The 18,002-nt window shown below is 70.0% G+C and carries 16 protein-coding genes; 10 read left to right on the forward strand and 6 right to left on the reverse strand.

Annotation, left to right across the window (positions count from 1 at the left end):
* The first annotated feature begins 112 nt into the window (after positions 1-112).
* The 3 genes from DAI20_RS05785 to DAI20_RS05795 all read left to right on the forward strand — a co-directional run bounded on the left by DAI20_RS05785 (position 113) and on the right by DAI20_RS05795 (position 3,658).
* Positions 113-967: an NAD-dependent epimerase/dehydratase family protein gene (locus DAI20_RS05785; RefSeq protein ID WP_108249536.1), complete on the forward strand. Its 855-nt coding sequence runs from the start codon at positions 113-115 to the stop codon at positions 965-967.
* Positions 964-1,941, forward strand: a complete 978-nt coding sequence (locus DAI20_RS05790) for an aldo/keto reductase (protein ID WP_108249537.1) — start codon at positions 964-966, stop codon at positions 1,939-1,941. Before DAI20_RS05785 ends, DAI20_RS05790 begins: the two co-directional genes overlap by 4 nt.
* Before the next feature lie 262 nt (positions 1,942-2,203).
* Complete coding sequence (locus DAI20_RS05795; RefSeq protein ID WP_240605890.1) at positions 2,204-3,658, forward strand: MFS transporter; 1,455 nt, start codon at positions 2,204-2,206, stop codon at positions 3,656-3,658.
* Between the two features lie 40 nt (positions 3,659-3,698).
* Here the strand turns inward: DAI20_RS05795 and DAI20_RS05800 are convergent, their stop codons facing one another.
* Positions 3,699-4,568, reverse strand: a complete 870-nt coding sequence (locus DAI20_RS05800) for an EamA family transporter (protein ID WP_108249773.1) — start codon at positions 4,566-4,568, stop codon at positions 3,699-3,701.
* Between the two features lie 450 nt (positions 4,569-5,018).
* Between DAI20_RS05800 and rplJ the strand changes: the two genes are divergently transcribed.
* The gene (gene rplJ / locus DAI20_RS05805; RefSeq protein ID WP_108249538.1) at positions 5,019-5,531 is read left to right on the forward strand and encodes a 50S ribosomal protein L10; all 513 of its coding nucleotides are present in this window, start codon (positions 5,019-5,021) and stop codon (positions 5,529-5,531) included.
* Positions 5,532-5,606: 75 nt separating this feature from the next.
* Complete coding sequence (gene rplL / locus DAI20_RS05810; RefSeq protein WP_108249539.1) at positions 5,607-5,990, forward strand: 50S ribosomal protein L7/L12; 384 nt, start codon at positions 5,607-5,609, stop codon at positions 5,988-5,990.
* A gap of 184 nt (positions 5,991-6,174) precedes the next feature.
* Here the strand turns inward: rplL and DAI20_RS05815 are convergent, their stop codons facing one another.
* The 3 genes from DAI20_RS05815 to DAI20_RS05825 all read right to left on the reverse strand — a co-directional run bounded on the left by DAI20_RS05815 (position 6,175) and on the right by DAI20_RS05825 (position 9,509).
* Positions 6,175-6,513, reverse strand: a complete 339-nt coding sequence (locus tag DAI20_RS05815; RefSeq protein WP_108249540.1) for a DUF8129 domain-containing protein — start codon at positions 6,511-6,513, stop codon at positions 6,175-6,177.
* Between the two features lie 134 nt (positions 6,514-6,647).
* The gene (locus tag DAI20_RS05820) at positions 6,648-8,234 is read right to left on the reverse strand and encodes a helix-turn-helix transcriptional regulator (RefSeq protein WP_159084929.1); all 1,587 of its coding nucleotides are present in this window, start codon (positions 8,232-8,234) and stop codon (positions 6,648-6,650) included.
* A gap of 252 nt (positions 8,235-8,486) precedes the next feature.
* Positions 8,487-9,509 (reverse strand): LacI family DNA-binding transcriptional regulator, encoded by a 1,023-nt coding sequence (locus DAI20_RS05825; protein ID WP_108249542.1) that lies wholly within the window; start codon positions 9,507-9,509, stop codon positions 8,487-8,489.
* A gap of 284 nt (positions 9,510-9,793) precedes the next feature.
* On the opposite strand from DAI20_RS05825, the gene DAI20_RS05830 reads away from it, so the two are divergent.
* The 5 genes from DAI20_RS05830 to DAI20_RS05850 all read left to right on the forward strand — a co-directional run bounded on the left by DAI20_RS05830 (position 9,794) and on the right by DAI20_RS05850 (position 16,132).
* Positions 9,794-11,152: an ABC transporter substrate-binding protein gene (locus DAI20_RS05830; RefSeq protein WP_108249543.1), complete on the forward strand. Its 1,359-nt coding sequence runs from the start codon at positions 9,794-9,796 to the stop codon at positions 11,150-11,152.
* An 82-nt stretch (positions 11,153-11,234) separates the two neighbouring features.
* On the forward strand, positions 11,235-12,206 hold the full coding sequence (locus tag DAI20_RS05835; RefSeq protein ID WP_108249544.1) for a carbohydrate ABC transporter permease: 972 nt from the start codon (positions 11,235-11,237) through the stop codon (positions 12,204-12,206).
* Complete coding sequence (locus tag DAI20_RS05840) at positions 12,203-13,201, forward strand: carbohydrate ABC transporter permease (protein ID WP_108249545.1); 999 nt, start codon at positions 12,203-12,205, stop codon at positions 13,199-13,201. Before DAI20_RS05835 ends, DAI20_RS05840 begins: the two co-directional genes overlap by 4 nt.
* Positions 13,202-13,334: 133 nt before the next feature.
* A complete protein-coding gene (locus DAI20_RS05845; RefSeq protein ID WP_108249546.1) occupies positions 13,335-15,215 on the forward strand; it encodes an ABC transporter ATP-binding protein in 1,881 nt (626 codons plus the stop codon).
* Positions 15,212-16,132, forward strand: a complete 921-nt coding sequence (locus tag DAI20_RS05850) for an aminoglycoside phosphotransferase family protein (RefSeq protein ID WP_205781348.1) — start codon at positions 15,212-15,214, stop codon at positions 16,130-16,132. Before DAI20_RS05845 ends, DAI20_RS05850 begins: the two co-directional genes overlap by 4 nt.
* 70 nt (positions 16,133-16,202) lie before the next feature.
* Here the strand turns inward: DAI20_RS05850 and DAI20_RS05855 are convergent, their stop codons facing one another.
* A complete protein-coding gene (locus tag DAI20_RS05855) occupies positions 16,203-16,988 on the reverse strand; it encodes a DUF305 domain-containing protein (protein WP_240605891.1) in 786 nt (261 codons plus the stop codon).
* Positions 16,985-17,752 carry a thioredoxin-like domain-containing protein gene (locus DAI20_RS05860; protein ID WP_108249547.1) on the reverse strand — a complete coding sequence of 256 codons (768 nt, stop codon included), beginning with the start codon at positions 17,750-17,752 and terminating at the stop codon, positions 16,985-16,987. The genes DAI20_RS05855 and DAI20_RS05860 overlap by 4 nt, the downstream gene beginning before the upstream one ends.
* Positions 17,753-18,002 lie beyond the last annotated feature (250 nt).

Consider the following 18,002-nt stretch of genomic DNA (forward strand, 5'->3'; position numbering starts at 1 on the left):
ACCCACGAGGCGCCCGCCGTGCCGACCCTACAAGCCGCCGCCCGTCACTCGCCAGCGGTCGGTGACAGACTTGCCGAGGACCGGCCACGGCGGCCGTTCCGGAAGGAGCGCCATGAGGATCGCAGTCACCGGCGGAAGCGGAAAGCTCGGGCGGAGCGTCGTCACCTACCTGCGCGAGGCAGGCCACGAGGTCGTCAACCTCGACCGGATCGGGGAACGCGGCACGAGCTTCGTGCAGGTCGACCTCACCGACTACGGGCAGGTCGTGGATGCGCTCAGCAGCGTCGACGACCGGTACGACCGCATCGACGCGGTCGTGCATCTGGCCGCCATTCCCGCGCCCGGCCTGCGCACGGACGTCGACACCTTCACGAACAACATCCTGTCGTCGTTCAACGTGTTCAAGGCGGCGTCCCGCGCCGGCATCAGGAACATCGTGCACGCGTCGAGCGAGACGGTGCTCGGCCTGCCGTTCGACGTCGACCCGCCGTACATCCCGGTCGACGAGGAGTACCCGGCGCAGCCGAACAGCACGTACTCGCTCGTGAAGCACCTCGAGGAGACGATGGTGAAGGAGCTCACGCGCTGGGATCCCGAGCTGAAGGTGGTCGGCCTCCGGTTCTCGAACGTGATGAACCCCGAGGACTACGCGGAGTTCCCGTCGTTCGACGACGACGCGCAGAAGCGCAAGTGGAACCTCTGGGGCTACATCGACGGACGCGACGGCGGTCAGGCCGTGCTCAAGGCCCTCGAGTGGCAGGGCACGGGCTACGAGGTCTTCATCATCGCCGAAGAGGACACTGTCATGAGCCGGTCGAGCGCATCCCTCGCGGCCGAGGTGTTCCCCGACGTGACGGTGACCAAGGAGCTGGGGGAGCACGAGACCCTCCTGTCCATCGACAAGGCGAAGCGCGTGCTCGGCTACCAGCCGCAGCACTCCTGGCGCGACGCCGTGGGCGGCGCGTGAGGTACGTCCGGCTGGGCGCGACGGGGACCGAGGTCTCCGCGCTCGCGCTCGGCTGCATGAGCTTCGGCGAGCCCGATCGAGGCGCCCACCCGTGGAGCCTCACGGAGGAGGCGTCCCGCCCCCTGATCCGGAGGGCGGTCGAGGCCGGCATCACCTTCTTCGACACCGCGAACGTGTACTCGGCCGGCTCGAGCGAGGAGATCGTGGGCCGGGCGCTCGCCGAGTACGCCACCCGGGACGAGATCGTGATCGCGACGAAGGTGCACGGCCGGATGGCCGAGGGGCCGAACGGGCAGGGCCTCAGCCGCAAGCACATCCTGTGGCAGGTGGACGAGAGCCTGCGCCGGCTGGGGACCGACTACATCGACCTGTACCAGATCCACCGCTGGGATCCCGCGACGCCCATCGAGGAGACCCTCGAGACGCTGGACGGCCTGGTGCGCGCGGGGAAGGTGCGCTACCTCGGGGCGTCCTCGATGTGGGCGTGGCAATTCTCGAAGGCGCTGCACCTGCAGAAGGCCAACGGGTGGGCCCGCTTCGTGACGATGCAGGACCAGTACAACCTGCTGAACCGCGAGGAGGAGCGCGAGATGTACCCACTCTGCGCGGACGAGGGCGTCGGAGTCCTGCCCTGGAGCCCGCTGGCGCGGGGCCGGCTCACCCGCGACTGGGAGGAGTCGACCGCGCGCAGCGAGACGGACCAGTTCGGCAAGACCCTGTACCGGCAGTCCGAGGACGCGGACCGCCGGGTGGCGGCGGCCGTGGCCCGGGTCGCGGAGGCGCGCGGAATCCCGCGCGCCCAGGTCGCCCTCGCCTGGGTCTCGGCCAATCCCGTCGTGACCGCGCCCATCGTGGGTGTCACGAAGCCCGAGCAGCTGGACGACGCGGTCGCATCCCTCGACGTCGTGCTGACGCCCGAGGAGATCGCCACGCTGGAGGCCGAGTACGTTCCGCACGCCCCCGAGGGCTTCTAACCCGGCCTCCGGCGCGCCGCCCGGAACCCGGCTCGCCCCCGGCTCGCCCCGGCGCCCGCGCCTTCACTCCCTCCTGTTCCCGATTCAGGCTCAGCTGCGACACGCCGCGTTTTGACGCCTCCAGACGCGGCGTGTCGCAGCACGGCCTGAATTCGGATCGGGCCGGGAAGGGGTACGCGGGGGCGGCGGCGGGTACGGGATCGGTTTCCTCGCTTCCGAAACGCGCCGGGAGTAGCGTCTGGCCCGAGACGAAGGAGCGCAGGTGGCAGAGACGACACTCGGGGAGATCCGCACCAACATCCCGGCCCGGATGGACCGCCTCCCCTGGGCACGCTGGCACTGGCTCATCGTCGTCGGACTCGGCACCGTGTGGATCCTCGACGGTCTCGAGGTCACTATCGTCGGCGCGATCGGCTCCCGACTCACCGAGGAGAGCAGCGGCCTCGGCCTGACTCCCGGCGAGATCGGGCTCGCGGCCGCGATCTACGTCGCGGGCGCCTGCGCCGGATCCCTCTTCTTCGGCTATCTGACCGACCGGTTCGGGCGGAAGAAGCTCTTCATGCTGACGCTCGGCGTGTACCTCGCCGCCACGGTGGCCACGGCGTTTGCGCCGACGCCGCTCTTCTTCTTCATCTGCCGGTTCTTCACCGGCGCCGGCATCGGCGGCGAGTACGCCGCCATCAACTCGGCGATCGACGAGCTCATCCCCGCCCGCCGACGCGGACTCGTCGACCTCGCGATCAACGGGTCGTACTGGCTCGGCGCCGCGTTCGGCGCCGTCGTCTCGGTGATCCTGCTCAACGAGGACTTCCTTGCCGCCGACCTGGGCTGGCGCTTCGCCTTCGGTCTCGGGGCGATCTTCGGCCTCGTCATCCTGCTGGTGCGCCGCAACGTGCCGGAATCGCCGCGGTGGATGTTCATCCACGGGCACGACGAGGAGGCCGAGAAGCTGGTCACCGGCATCGAGAAGGAGATCGAGCGCGAGACGGGCACGGACCTCGCCGAGCCCGACCGCTACCTCACCATCCACCAGCGCAAGAGCATCGGGTTCGGCGAGATCGTGCGCGTCGCGGTCACCAAGTACCCGAAGCGCTTCGTGCTCGGGCTGTCCCTGTTCATCGGGCAGGCGTTCCTCTACAACTCCGTCTTCTTCACGTACTCCCTCGTGCTCACCGTGCTGCTCGACGTGCCCACGGCCACGGCCCCGTGGTTCCTGGTTCCCATCGCGCTCGGCAACTTCGCCGGCCCGCTGCTGCTCGGCCGGTTCTTCGACAGCGTCGGCCGCAAGGTCATGATCACGACCTGCTATGCCGGGTCCGGTGTGCTCCTCGTCGTCACGGGCATGCTGCTCGACAACGGCGTGCTCGACGCCACGTGGCTGACCGCCGCCTGGGTCGTGGTGTTCTTCTTCGCGTCGTCCGGCGCGAGCGCCGCCTACCTCACGGTGAGCGAGATCTTCCCCATGGAGACGCGCGCCATGGCGATCGCGTTCTTCTACGCCGTGGGAACGGGCCTCGGCGGCATCATCGGCCCGATCCTCTTCGGCCAGTTCGTCGAGCAGGGACTGCACCAGGTGGTCATCGGCTACTACATCGGCGCCGGCCTGATGATCGCTGCAGGCCTCGTCGAGGCGATCATCGGCGTCGAGGCGGCGAACCGATCCCTCGAGGACATCGCGGAGCCGCTTTCCAGCAGTGCTGAGGCCGCCCGGAAGTAGCGGACCCGGCGGCCCGCATCTCGGCCGCCGGCCCGTCGGGTCAGGAGGGCGCGGTGCGTTCCGAGGGCTCGGCGGGAAGGCCGACGTCGGCGTGCACGGGCTCGGGGTCCGGTTCCGGTGCCCGCCGGCCGCCGCGCTGGGCGGCGGCGCCCGCGAGGACCACGAGCAGGATGCCCACCAGCTGGGTCGGCGATGGCGTCTGGTGCAGGACCACCAGGCCGAGCAGCAGGCCGATGGCGGGCTCGAGCGCCATGAGAGTCCCGAACGCGGTCGGCGTCATGCGCCGCAGCGCGAGCATCTCGAGCGCGTAGGGGAGCACCGGCAGTAGCACCGCGAGGCCGACCGCGGTGACGAGCACGGGGAGAGTCAGCCGACCCGCGGCGGACGGGATGCCGACGATCGCGGCCGTGGCGGCCGCGATGGGGATGGTGATCGAGAGGGCGCCGACGCCGGTGAAGCGGTCGCCGACACGCTGCGTCAGGAGGATGTAGGAGCCCCAGCCGAGGGCGGCGAGGGCCGCGAATCCCACGCCGGGCAGGTTGATCTCGCCGCGCCACGGCTCCGTGAGGAGCACGACGCCGACCAGGGCGAGGCCGGGCCAGGCGAGGGAGCGCCGGTTTCTGCTGCGGATCGCCGCAACGGTCAGCGGCCCGAGGAACTCGATCGCCACGGCCGTGCCGAGCGGGATGCGCTCGATCGCGGAGAGGAACGCGACCGTGACGAGGCCCGTCGTCACGCCGAGGCCGAGGAGCGGGGCGACGTCCCGGCGGCGGACGGAGCGAAACGGCGGACGCGCGAGCACGAGGAAGATCACCGCGCCGGCCGTCAGTCTCAGCCACGCCGTGCCCGCGGGTCCGACCACGGACATCAGGCCAACGGAGAGCGCCGCTCCGAGCTGGACCGAGAGCATCGCCGCGATGGCCAACGCCCACGGCGGGGCGGGCACGCGCCCGGCGCTCACGCCCGGCCTCGGCGGTGAACGGAAGCGCTGAGTGCGGTGGCGTACGCGTTCCTTGTGATCATCAGTGCAGCATAGTGCACGAGTAGTGCACTGATCAGGCGCGGACGCGCATTCGGCTGCGGGGCGTGCGTGCCACTCCCGAGCTGTGTTAGAGTCTACGAAGCCAAAGACCGCCGGTTATCGGCGTGCCCGTGCGAACGGGTCGCCGATCGAAGGTTTCCTCACAGAAACGACCAGCGCAGGTGATCGTAGCAACGAGATCCGCGGGAAACCGCTCCTCCTCTTCCAGCTCCGGCCTCCTGTGCCGGAGCTTTTTTCGTGTCGGGCCCGGGGCTGCCGGCATTCCTCCCTTCATCCTTCTCGATGGGGAGAGGACTGGACGTATTAGAGAGGAGCGCCATGGCGAACAAGGAAGCCACGGTCGCCGAGCTCACGGAGAACTTCCGTGACTCGAACGCCGTTCTGCTGACCGAGTACCGCGGCCTCACCGTTGCCCAGCTCAAGCAGCTGCGCAAGAACATCGGTGAGCACGCCGAATACGCCGTGGTGAAGAACACGCTGACCAAGATCGCGGCGAACCAGGCCGGCATCTCGTCGTTCGACGAGGAGCTCGCCGGTCCGTCCGCCATCGCGTTCGTGCACGGCGACACCGTCGCCGTTGCGAAGGGTCTGCGCGACTTCGCCAAGGCCAACCCTCAGCTCGTGGTCAAGGGCGGTTACTTCGACGGTAACCCGCTGACCGCGGACGAGGTTCGCAAGCTCGCCGACCTCGAGTCCCGCGAAGTTCTGCTCGGCAAGCTTGCCGGCGCCTTCAAGGCCTCGCTGTTCGGTGCCGCATATCTGTTCACCGCACCGCTGTCCCAGGCGGTCCGCACCGTCGAGGCGCTGCGCGAGAAGCAGGAGTCCGCGTAAGGATCCCCCGCTCCCGCACAGGGAGCGGATCGCCTTCCGCGGTTGACACAAACCACACACACTAAGGAGAAACCCATGGCAAAGCTGTCCAACGACGAGCTCATCGACGCCTTCAAGGAGCTCACGCTCATCGAGCTCAGCGACTTCGTCAAGAAGTTCGAAGAGGTCTTCGAGGTCACCGCCGCTGCTCCGGTCGCCGTCGCGGCTGCCGGTGGCGCTGCCGCCCCCGCTGAGGAGGTCGAGGAGCAGACCGCATTCGACGTCATCCTCGAGGCTGCCGGCGACAAGAAGATCCAGGTCATCAAGGAGGTGCGCGCGCTCACCAGCCTCGGTCTCGGTGAGGCGAAGGCACTCGTTGACGGCGCCCCCAAGGCCGTGCTCGAGGGCGCGAACAAGGAGGCCGCCGAGAAGGCCAAGGCTCAGCTCGAGGGCGCCGGCGCTACCGTCACCCTCAAGTAATTCCCGCCCCTCACAGGGGCATGCACGACGCGAAGGGCGTCGTTCCGGCAACGGGACGGCGCCCTTCGTCGTGCCCGCGCATGTTCGCTGACGGGCGTGCGGAACGCAGGGCGCCGTTCCGCGACGGAACGGCGCCCTGTGGCCGGTCTGCTGGATCCGTCCGCGTCCGGACGGCGTCAGCGGGTCAGCGCGGCTGAGCGGGGTTCGTGGGGTCGCCGTGCGACGGTGGGTTGATCGGCGGGCCGGAGGTCGCCGGGCTCACCGGCGAGCCGGTCTGGCCCTGGCTGACCTCGGGAAGCGACTCCGGAATGGTGCCGCTCGGCTCGGCCCCGCCCTGCAGGGCCTCGAGTCGTCGCTCGAGCACCTGGACGACGGGGAGGCGGTCGCCGTGGGCGCGCTCGTAGTCGAGCAGCTGCCCGATGCCGGCCTCGTCGAGCGCCGTGATCCGCATCGGGAGGGTGCCGAGCGGGATGTGGTCGTAGTCCGGGAGCGGGAGCTCGTCGCGCGCGGGTGAATCGTTCACGTGTCCTCCAGATGGTTCCGGTTGCCGCCGGGCGGAGTCCGGACCGTGTCGCCGGTTCCCGTGCTCCCCGCCCTGCCGTTTCACGCTAATCGCGGTACCGCGCGAGGGTAAGGGCCTCAGGAGACGGCGAGCCGTCACCGGGACCGCTGCGCGGCCTCCCGTCGGCTGCTCGACTCGAGCTTCCGGTAGATGCTGCGCACGTACTTCTTGACCGAGGTGGGGGGAAGCAGGAGCTTGGCCGCGATCTGCCCGTGGCTCTGGCCCGCGAGCAGGGCGTCCACGACGGCACGCTCGCGATTCGTGAGCTCGTCCTGCTGCCAGGCGCCGGTCGACCGGACGGTGGCGCGAGCGTGCACCTCGTGCAGGAACCCGTGCAGCCGCTGCGGCTGCTTGCGATCCATGGCGCGCACGACCATGGGCTCGAGCGCCAGCACCGGGAAGAACTCGAACGGACGGAGCGCGCCGCCACGCGCGCCGAGCAGGGCGGCGACGTCGAACGCGATGTCGCCGTGCTTGGTGTTCCCGAGGCCGTAGTGCGCCGCGGCCCGCACGAGCAGCACGTCGACGTTGGTGCGGCTCGAGTGCGTGTCGCCGAGGGCGGAGCACTCGTCGATGGCGCGCAGCGCGGCGAAGAAGTCGCCCTCCTGCACGAGCAGGCGGCCCTCGTGCAGCGCGGGGCAGGTGACGTGGTGCTGCGTCGGCGTGAGCGTCCGCAGCAGCTCCTGGCCTTCATCCACCTCGCCCAGCCGCACGAGCAGCCCGGCGGTCAGGGCGAGCCGGCTCGTGCGCACGGCGCCGGCCGGGTCCCATTCGGACTCGAGCGCCTCCATGGCGCGCAGGAGCTCCAGGCCCTCGCGGAACCGGCCCTGCAGCATGGCGGATCCGGCCTCGGCCTGGATCGCCAGGAGCTCCCAGTCCGAGCGCCGGGACGCGCGGCGCATGGTCCGCAAGATGGTCACGGCGCCCGCGTCATCGGCCCGCTCGACGGCGAGCAGCACCTCGGTGATGAGGGCGGGCGCGGCGTGCCTGCTGGTGAGCAGCACGGGAGCATCGGCGATGGTGCCCGCCGCGCGCCGGGCGGAGTCCACGAGGGCATCGGCGCGCCCGAGGTCGCCCTGGCAGTAGGCGAGGAAGGCCGACGCGCCGAGGAGCTCGACGCGCTCCTCGTGCTGCAGGTCCGCGTCGTCGGCGGCCGCCGCCATGGACAGCTCGCTCTCCGCGGTGTCGAAGTCTCCCAGGTGCATCGCGAGGATGCCGGCCTGCATCGCGAACCGGACCTGAAGGCTGCGGCGAGTCGTGCCCGGAATGGTGCGGTCCGAGGCGAGCAGGGTGCGCCCGTTCACGACCGACTCGTCGGCCTTGGCGAGCCAGCCCACGGCGCGCAGCGCGATCGCGCGGTGCAGCGCCATCGCGGCACGGGTGACGACTGTCACGTCAGCGGTGGTCACGAGGTCTGCAGCGGTGAAGTACTGCATCGCCTCCCCGGGGTCGGCGGAACCGGCGGTGCGGTGCGTGGAGGCCATGGCGGTCACCAGCCAGGGATCGGCGTGCCAGCGCTCGCGGGGGAGTGCGCCGAGCAGCGAGCGCACGAGTGCGCCGTGCAGGCCGACGAATCGGGGCCAGTGCTCGGACAGGAGGTCGACGGCTCGTTCGAGGTCGCCCTCATCGATGGCGGTCTCGACGGCGCGCGAGAACGCCACCGCGGATGCAGGTGTAGTCACGGGTGAATTTCCAATGCCACTCGGGATGTCCCGGGTAAGGGGACGCGGCTGGTGCTTGTGAAACATAACCGACGGCGACTGGGCAATCCATCGCGGAAGGCACTTTTCCGTCCCCCGCCGTGTCCCCAAAAGGGAGGACAAGAGGGGGACGTCCGAGGGTCGGGGGCGCCCGCTTTCCGCCCCCGTGCACGCCCCTGCACGAGCCGCTCATCACATCGTCGGCCGCCCGCGCGAACCAGCGCGAGGTCGTGGCTACGGGCGCGCGCCCTGGGGTGCGGTGGTGCTGGAGCGGGGGGCGAAGTCGACCGGAACGGTCACGCTCCGGTTCCGGGCGGCGCCGGGGCCCGCCGCCAGCTCCTCCATGACCAGGTCGACGGCGAGCCGGCCCTGGCGTTTCGGGTGCTGCTCCAGGGTGGTGAGGCCGAACATGTCGGCGAGGTCGTGCCCGTCGATGCCGACGACCGAGAGGTCCTGCGGCACGCGGATGCCGAGCTGCCTCGCCGCGACGATGAGGCCGATCGCGATCTCGTCGGATGCGGCGAACACCGCCGTAGGCCTCGTGCGCGGGTCGGTGAGCATCCGGAGGGCCGCGCGGTACCCGCCGTCGATGGTGAACGACGAGGGCTGGAAAGTGCCGGTCGGAGGGATGCCGGCCTCCTCGAGGGCGTCGCGGAAGCCGGCCAGCCGCCGCTCGTGCACCGGGAAGTCCATCTCCTCCTCGGGATGGCCGCCGAGATGCACGAGCCGGCGGTGGCCGAGGCTGATGAGGTGCTCGGTGGCGAGTTTCGCGGCCGCCACGTCGTCGATGCTCAGGGTCGTCATCCCCTCGGCGTGACCGCCGACACCGACGAGGGGCTTGCCGAGCGACTTGAGGCGCGTGACCTCGGACTCGCTGAGGGCGACGCTCACGGCGATGACCGCGTCCACGCGCTTGCGCACGAGGAAGTACTCGAAAACCTTGCGCCGCTGTTCCACGTCGTCGGTAAGCCGGTACAGGGTGAGGTCGTACCCCGCCTCGATGAGGGCCGTCTCGATGCCCTCCAGCATCTCCGCGAAGAACCAGCGGTTGAGGTACGGCACGACGACGCCGACGTTCTTGGTCTGACCGGTGACGAGGCTCGACGCGTTGGAGCTCACGACGTAGCCGATCTCAGACGCGGCGTGCGCGACAAGATTGCGGGTGGTCTCCGAGACGTAGCCGCGCCCGCTGAGCGCGCGGGAGGCGGTCGCCTTCGACACGCCGGCCAGGCGTGCAACGTCCGCGATGCCGCTCATGCCTCTCGTCCCCCCTTTGGGCCCTGTCGATGGTGCGAGCACACGATACCGCGGACGGGCCTGTTGTGGAACCGGTTCCACTACTGACAATCGCGGCCCGGCGGCATTCCTCGCGCGGAAGCGCGCCGCGCCCGGGCGTCGTGGTGGGCGAGACGATTCGTTATCTTCGCCGTGTTGCGCCGCGCGGGAGGGTGCCGTACCTTGACCTCTGGAACCGGTTCCCTACCGTGCGTCGTGCGCGGATCGCAGCGCGCGCCGGCTCCGCTCAACGAGGAGGAGACAGAATGAGTTCAACCCTGCACCGTCGCCGTCGCCTCGTCTTCCCACTCGCAGCAGCAAGTGCCGTCGCCCTCACCCTCGCCGGGTGCACGGGTGACATCGCTGCCGAGGATGCGGCGGACGTGGACTGCAGCGATTTCGAGCAGTACGGAGACTTCTCGGAGGAGAGTCCCGAGGTCACCGTCGGCGGCACGATCGTGGAGCAGGAGGCCGACAACCTCGTGGCGTCGTGGGCCGACTTCCAGACCTGCACCGGCATCACGATCAGCTACCAGGGCAGCCAGGAGTTCGAGGCACAGATCCCGGTCCAGGCCGAGGGCGGCAACGCTCCCGACATCGGCATCATCCCTCAGCCCGGTCTTCTCGCCCGTCTGGCGAGCGGGGGCTACCTGAAGCCCGTCCCCGCGTCCGTGGAGGAGAACATCGACTCCGGCTGGACCGAGGACTGGAAGAAGTACGGAACCGTGGACGACACCGTCTACGCCGCCCCGCTCATGGCGAGCATCAAGGGCTACATCTGGTACTCCCCGGCCGAGTTCGAGGAGAAGGGCTACGAGGTCCCGAAGTCCATCGGAGAGCTCAACGAGCTGGCCGCGACCATCGCGGCGGAGGGCGACCACAAGCCGTGGTGCGTCGGTTTCGGCTCCGGCGAGGCGACCGGCTGGCCGGGCACCGACTGGATCGAGGACTACGTGCTGCGCATGCACGGCACCGAGGTCTACGACCAGTGGACGACTCACCAGATCCCGTTCAACGACCCGCGCATCGTCGAGGCCTTCGACGCTGTCGGCGAGGTGCTGAAGAACCCCGACATGGTCAACGGCGGCTTCGGCGGCGTCGACTCGATCGTCGGAACCACCTTCAACGACGGCGGCAAGCCGATCCTGGACGGCGAGTGCTCGCTGCACCACCAGGCCACGTTCTACGAGGCCCAGTGGCCCGAGGGCACGGAGGTCGCCGAGGACGGCGACGTCTACGCCTTCCTGCTGCCCCCGATGAACGAGGGCGACGAGCAGGCGGTGACCGGTGCCGGCGAGTTCGTCGCCGCCTTCACCGAGGGTGAGGAGATCGACGCGTTCCGCACCTACCTGTCCAGCCCGGAGTGGGCGAACACCCGCACCTCGCTCGGTGGCAACATCAGCGCGAACAAGGGGGTCGACCCGGCGAACGGACAGAGCCCGATCCTTCAGCAGTCCATCGAGATCCTGCAGGACCCGAACACCGTGTTCCGCTTCGACGGGTCGGACCTCATGCCCGGTGCCGTGGGCGCGGGATCGTTCTGGAAGGGCATCGTCGGCTGGGTCAGCGGCGACAGCACCCAGCAGACGGTCGACGCGGTCGAGAGCAGCTGGCCGCAGCAGTAATCCGTGACGGAGGGGGTGGGGCCGTCGGGTCCCACCCCTTTCGTCCCCTTCTCGTCCAACGACGAACGAAAGGCTTCCCCGCATGACCACAGCGGACCTCATCGGAAAAATCCTGCAAGTCGTCGCCGGCCTCGCGCTGTTCGCGGTGGTCGTCGGGCTTGTGCTCTTCCTCATCGACAAGGCGCCCAAGCGCGGTCGCGACTACGTGCAGCTCGGCGCCTTCCTGGCACCGGCGATGATCCTGCTCCTGCTCGGGCTCATCTACCCCGCAGTGCGCACGACGTTCCTCTCCTTCTTCACGAGCTCGGGCAACTTCACCGGGCTCGACAACTTCATCTGGATGTTCACCCAGCCGGACGCCCTGCGCACCCTGTTCAACACGGTCGTCTGGGTGATCCTGGTGCCGGTGGTGTCCACCATCATCGGGCTCGCCTACGCGGTCTTCATCGACAAGTCCCGCGGTGAGAAGTACTTCAAGGCCCTCGTCTTCATGCCGGTCGCCATCTCGTTCGTCGGCGCCGGCATCATCTGGCGGTTCGTGTACGAGTTCCGGCCGTCGGGGCGGGACCAGATCGGCGCGCTCAACCAGATCGTCGTCTGGTTCGGCGGCGAGCCGGTGCAGTGGCTGCAGTCGTCGCCGATCAACACGCTGCTCCTGATCGTCGTCATGATCTGGGTGCAGACCGGGTTCGCCATGGTCGTGCTCTCCGCGGCCATCAAGGGCGTGCCGGTTGAGCAGCTCGAGGCCGCGCAGCTCGACGGCACGAACGGCTGGCAGCGCTTCCGGAACGTGACCGTTCCCGGCATCCGCGGCTCCCTCGTGGTCGTCGTGACCACGACGTCGATCGCCACCCTGAAGGTGTTCGACATCGTCCGGACCATGACGGCCGGAAACTTCGACACCAGCGTGATCGCGAACGAGATGTACACCCAGGCGTTCCGGGCGAACGAGCCGGGCCGCGGCGCGGCGCTCGCCGTGGTGCTGTTCATCCTGGTCATGCCCATCGTCATTTACAACGTGCGTATCCTGCGCCAGCAGAGGGAGATCCGATGAGCAGCAGCGTTGCCCCCGTAGACCTGCCGGTCCCCGGCGGGGACCGCGACGACGACTCGTACCGCCGTGCCGAGTCGACGGTCACCGCGAAGGCGGGCCGGGTCAAGCGCCGCATGACGTCGCGCGGGGCCACGGTCGCCGCGCTCGTCATCGCGGTGCTGTGGACCCTGCCCACATTCGGTCTGTTCATCTCGTCGTTCCGGCCCGCCGAGGAGATCCTCGACACCGGCTGGTGGACGATCTTCCAGAACCCGGGCTTCACGCTCGGGAACTACCAGGAGGTGCTGCTGTCGTCGTCGCTGTCGTCGCCGCAGCTGGGCGCCTACTTCGTGAACTCCCTGGCGATCGCCATCCCGGCCACGATCTTCCCGCTCGTGATCGCGACGATGGCGGCATACGCCTTCGCCTGGATCAAGTTCCGCGGCTCGAACCTCCTGTTCATCCTGGTGTTCGCACTGCAGATCGTGCCGCTGCAGATGGCGCTCATCCCGCTGCTGCAGATGTTCTCGCAGTTCCTGCGCCCGATCCAGGCGTCGATCCACGAGACCATCCCGATGATCCCGGAGCAGAGCTACCTCCCGGTGTGGATCGCGCACACGATCTTCGCCCTCCCGCTCGCGATCTTCCTGCTGCACAACTTCATCTCGGAGATCCCGGGCGAGGTCATCGAGGCGGCGCGCGTCGACGGGGCGAGCCCGAGCCAGCTGTTCTTCCGGATCGTGATCCCGCTCGCGCTGCCCGCCATCGCGTCGGTCGCCATCTTCCAGTTCATCTGGGTGTGGAACGACCTGCTCGTGGCGCTGATCTTCTCCGGCGGCACGCAGGACGTGGCGCCGCTGACCCAGCGCCTCGCGGAACTGGTGGGCTCCCGCGGCCAGGAGTGGCAGCGCCTCACCGCCGCCGCGTTCGTGTCGGTGATCATCCCGCTGATCGTGTTCTTCAGCCTCCAGCGCTACTTCGTGCGCGGCCTCCTGGCCGGTGCGACGAAGGGCTGATCCCAACCGCACGAGCCGAAGGGTCCGGGTGCCGACGAGGCGCCCGGGCCCTTCGTCGTACGCCCACGGCGGAACCGCAGACAAAGCGCAGGGAGGGGCCGCACCGTGGCCGTAGATTCGGACGGTGAGCAGGATGGGTGACGTCGCCGCGGGCGGCGCCATGCGGGGACCGCGCGGCGGCCGGGTCAGCGGCGGCGACGCGGAGGCGCAGCGTGCGCTCAACGCGCAGGCGCCGAAGATCCCGCACCTGTTCGGCCGCATCGTCGCCCTCTTCGCCCCCCACCGGGCGTCGCTGATCCTCACCGCCGTGCTCGTGATCGTGGCGGCCGGCCTCAGCGTCGTGCCGCCGCTGCTCACCCAGCGCGCGTTCGACGAGGGGCTCTTCCCCACCGACGGCGGCGGCCCGCAGCTCGCGCGGCTCACCGAGCTCGTCGTGCTGATGATCGCCGTCTACGTCGTGTCGACCCTCCTCGGCGTCTGGCAGACGTTCCTCACGTCGACCGTCGGCAACCGGGTCATGGGTGCCCTGCGGGTGCGGATGTTCACCCACCTCCAGTCCATGGAGCTCGCGTTCTTCACCCGCACGAAGACCGGCGTCATCCAGTCCCGCCTCGCCAACGACGTCGGCGGCGTCGCGAGCGTGCTCACCAACACCGTCTCCAGCGTGCTCGGCAACACCGTCACCGTGCTCGCCGCGTTCGTCGCGATGCTGCTGCTCAACTGGCAGCTCACCATCGTCGCGCTCGTGCTCATGCCGCTGCTCGTGATCGCGCAGCGCCGCGTCGGCCAGGTGCGCGCGCGCATCGCGACGAAGACGCAGGAGTCGCTGTCCGACATGACCGCGATCACGCAGGAGACGCTGAGCGTGTCCGGGATCCTCCTGTCGAAGAGCTTCAACCGGCAGTCGACGGAGACCGCACGGTACGCCGACGAGAACCAGAACCAGATCCGCCTGCAGGTGCAGCAGCAGATGAGCGGGCAGTGGTTCTTCGCGATGGTCAGCATCTTCCTCGCCAGCATCCCCGCGATCGTCTACCTGGCGGCCGGGATGCTGCTCGTGAACGGTGCGACCGGCATCACCGCGGGCACGATCGTGGCGTTCACGACGGTGCAGGCGCGCCTGCTGTTCCCGCTCATGGCGCTGCTGCGGGTGGCCCTCGACCTGCAGACGTCCGGAGCGCTGTTCGCCCGCATCTTCGAGTACCTCGACCTGAAGCCCGCGATCACGGACCGGCCGACCGCCGTGCCCGTGCCGACGACGCGCGAGCTCGGCCGGGTGCGGTTCGAGGACGTCGTGTTCCGCTACCCGGACGCGGCGGACGACTCCCGCCCGACGCTCGACCACGTCTCGCTCGACATCGCCCCCGGCTCCTTCGTCGCCTTCGTCGGCCCGTCCGGCGCGGGCAAGACGACCGTCTCGTACCTGATCCCGCGGTTCTACGACGTCGCGGGCGGTCGCGTGACCTTCGCCGGGGTCGACGTGCGCGACCTCGCGCACGAGTCGCTCCTCGGCCACATCGGCATCGTGAGCCAGGAGACGTACCTGTTCCACGCGAGCATCGCGGACAACCTCCGCTACGCCAAGCCCGACGCGACGCTCGAGGAACTGGTCGCCGCCGCGACGGCGGCGAACATCCACGCCACGATCGCGTCGTTCCCCGAGGGCTACGAGACGATCGTGGGGGAGCGCGGCTACCGGCTCTCCGGCGGCGAGAAGCAGCGCATCGCCATCGCGCGCGTGCTCCTGAAGAACCCCGCCGTGCTCATCCTCGACGAGGCGACGAGCGCGCTCGACGCCATCTCGGAGCGCGTGGTGCAGAAGGCGCTCGACGCCGCAGCGCACGGTCGGACCACCGTGTCCATCGCGCACCGCCTGTCGACGGTCGTGGACGCGGACGTCATCTTCGTGGTCGACGGCGGCCGCATCGTGGAGCGGGGCACGCACGACGAGCTGCTCGCGGCGGGCGGCACCTACTCGCACCTCTACTCCGAGCAGCGGAGCGCCGCGCTGTGACGACCGCCGGCGTGGAGATCCCCGCCGACTTCCTCGCCAACGCGTCGCGCGGCGCGGACTGGGCGGCCTGGCTGGAGCGGCTGCCCCGGCTCGTGCGCGACGTGCTCGAGGAGTGGGCGCTGACACCCGACGGCACGGTGAGCACCGGCCACGGCGCACTCGTGCTGCCGGTGCTCACCGGCGACGGCGAGCCCGCCGCGCTGAAGCTCGGCTGGCCGCACCCGGAGGCGGAGCATGAGCACCTCGCGCTGCGCGCCTGGGGCGGGCACGGCGTCGTGCGGCTGCTGCGCGCGGATCCGCGGCGCTGGGTGCTGCTGCTCGAGCGGGCGGAGGCGGGGGTCGACCTCGACACGCTGCCGGTGCTCGAGGCCTGCGAGGTGATCGCCGGCTTCTATCCCCGCATCCATCGACCGGCGCTGCCGCAGCTGCGGCTGCTGTCCGATCAGGCCGCGCGCTGGAGCGAGGGTATCCCCGCCCTGCGCCGGCACCGGGCGGTGCCGCGCCGCTACGTCGACCAGGCCGCCTCCCTCGCGCGGGACTTCGCCTCCGACCCAGCGACGGACGGCGTGCTCATCCACACTGACCTGCACTTCCAGAACGTGCTCGCGGCGAAGCGCGAGCCGTGGCTCGTGATCGACCCGAAGCCGCTGTCCGGTGACCCTGCCTACGAACTCGCGCCGCTGCTCTGGAACCGCTGGGACGAGGTGCTCGCGTCGGGCAACCCGCGCTGGGAGCTGCTCGAGCGCTTCCGCACCGTGGTGGACGCCGCGGGATTCGACGAGGAGCGCGCGCGAGCCTGGGTGATCGTCCGCGAGATCGTGAACGTGATGTGGGCCCTCGACGAGGGCTCGGACGCCGCCGTCGACGACGACTGGGTGACGCAGGCCGTCACGATCGTCAAGGCCGTTCAGCCCTGAGCGTCGCGGCCAGCGCCCTCCCGCGCCCTCCCGCCCGTGCGACGACGCGAGACCCGGGCACGGGCACGGGTCAGAGCTCGGCGAGCAGGCTCTCCATGTAGTCGATCTCGCCCTGCTGCACGAGGACGACGTTCCGCGCGAGTGGCGTGACCAGCTCGTTGGTCGAGCGGTCGAGCACCGCCTCCGCCATCTCCACGCCGCCGCGGTGGTGCGCGATCATCAGCTCCAGGAAGATGCGGTCCGCGTCCGTGCCGCCGGCCGCCTCGAGTCGCGCGATGTCCTCGTCGCTCGCGAGCCCGGGCATCGCCCCGCCCGCCATTTCGGCGGCCGAGTGGCCGTGACCGGCGTCGCCCTCGAGCGTCGGGAGCGACATCCACGCCATCCGCTCGCCGGACGGCGCCTGCGACAGGCCCCAGGAGGCGAGCCAGGCGTACATCTGCCCGGCCTGCTGGCCCTGCGACGTGGCGATGTCGAGCGCCAGCTGGCGTACCTCCTCGTTTTGCGAGCGGTCCCGCACGAGGACCGACAGCTGAACGGCCTGCTGGTGGTGCACCTGCATGTCGCGGGCGAAGCCCGCCTCCGCGCTGGACGTGCCCGGGGCGGCGTCGGCCTCGCCGAAGCGGTCCGCTGAGAAGCGCCCGGCCCCGAAGCCGACCACGAGCAGGAGCGTCGCGGCAAGGATCGCCGCGACGATGAGCCGCGTCGTGACCGAGTAGCGGCGCCCGCCCTCGGTCTCGCTCTCGGTGCCGAGGTCGTCCTCGTTCCCATACTGGGTCGAGCCGTCCTCATCGACCCCGTCGAGCGCCGGGGCTCCCGCCCCGGCCTCGTCGCGGTCCGACAGGGGGGAGGGGGTCACGAGACCTTGCCGGGGCCGTCGATGCCGTTCGTGCAGAGGGCGCCGGGCTCGGGCACCGACGGGGACTGCCAGTACTTGTTGAGGAACTGGCTCACGCGCGGGTCGTCCACGCCGTCGAGCTGCACCTGCACACCCCAGCCGGACATGACCACGGGGGCGGGCAGGTCGGGGTACGGGGTGAGCAGCGAGTACGTCGACGGGAGCGAGTCGCGGAGCTTCTCCAGGTCCTCGCCGCTGACCTCGTCCGGGTTGTAGGTGGTCCAGATGGCGCCGTGCTCGAGGGCGTGCACCGCGTTCTCGTTCTGCTGCGGCTCCTCGTAGACGCCGCAGTTGAGCCACTGGCTCCAGTGCTCGCCGCCCGCGGGCGGGTTCATCTCGTAGGTGGCCGCGTAGTCCACCGGCTGGCCGTCGACGTGCGTTGACGTGATGCCGTCGAACGTCTGCACGCCCTCGACGCTGATGGCCTCGGGGTCGCGGTCCGGGTCGATGATGGGCGGCTTCGCGCTGGCCACGACGAAGACGATGATGAGCACGACGACGCCCACGGCGAGCAGGCTCGCGGCGGAGATGCCCAGGATGCGGTTGCGCTTCTGCCTGGCCTGCTGCTTCTTGAGCGCCGCGACCTTCTCCGCGCGGCGGGCCTCGCGCTGCTGCTTCACGGTCAGCTCCCTCTCCTGCTGCTTGGCAGCGGGGGGAACGGGGCGGGCGGCGCCTCTGGGGGTCGCCTCACCGGAAGCCGGCGTGTTGTCGTCGCGTCGAGCCACAAGAATTCCTGTCCTGAGTGCGGGGCCGCTCCCGGCTCGCGGGCGAGTCCGGTGCGGCGTCGAAGGGCTGCGCACATTCTCGCATCCGTCGCGTGAACGACTGCTCAGGATGCCCGCGCGGCCCCAGTCCGCTCCCGAGCGGGCCGCCGCGCGGGTCCGGCCGGTCCCATTCGCTGCGCGCACTGCGCACCGGTCATCCGGAAATGGCCGCTGGTATCCTTGACCGGGCGGGCCGATCGGCCCGTCTCGT

This window comes from Planctomonas deserti (genome assembly GCF_003067705.1).
GTDB classification, from domain to species: Bacteria; Actinomycetota; Actinomycetes; order Actinomycetales; family Microbacteriaceae; genus Planctomonas; species Planctomonas deserti.

Coding starts and splice junctions, on each gene's coding strand:
- DAI20_RS05785 (WP_108249536.1), top strand. CDS start 113: ATGAGGATCGCAGTCACCGGCGGAAGCGGAAAGCTCGGGCGGAGCGTC.
- DAI20_RS05800 (WP_108249773.1), bottom strand. CDS start 4,568: ATGCTCTCGGTCCAGCTCGGAGCGGCGCTCTCCGTTGGCCTGATGTCC.
- rplJ (WP_108249538.1), top strand. CDS start 5,019: ATGGCGAACAAGGAAGCCACGGTCGCCGAGCTCACGGAGAACTTCCGT.
- rplL (WP_108249539.1), top strand. CDS start 5,607: ATGGCAAAGCTGTCCAACGACGAGCTCATCGACGCCTTCAAGGAGCTC.
- DAI20_RS05825 (WP_108249542.1), bottom strand. CDS start 9,509: ATGAGCGGCATCGCGGACGTTGCACGCCTGGCCGGCGTGTCGAAGGCG.
- DAI20_RS05830 (WP_108249543.1), top strand. CDS start 9,794: ATGAGTTCAACCCTGCACCGTCGCCGTCGCCTCGTCTTCCCACTCGCA.
- DAI20_RS05835 (WP_108249544.1), top strand. CDS start 11,235: ATGACCACAGCGGACCTCATCGGAAAAATCCTGCAAGTCGTCGCCGGC.
- DAI20_RS05840 (WP_108249545.1), top strand. CDS start 12,203: ATGAGCAGCAGCGTTGCCCCCGTAGACCTGCCGGTCCCCGGCGGGGAC.
- DAI20_RS05845 (WP_108249546.1), top strand. CDS start 13,335: ATGGGTGACGTCGCCGCGGGCGGCGCCATGCGGGGACCGCGCGGCGGC.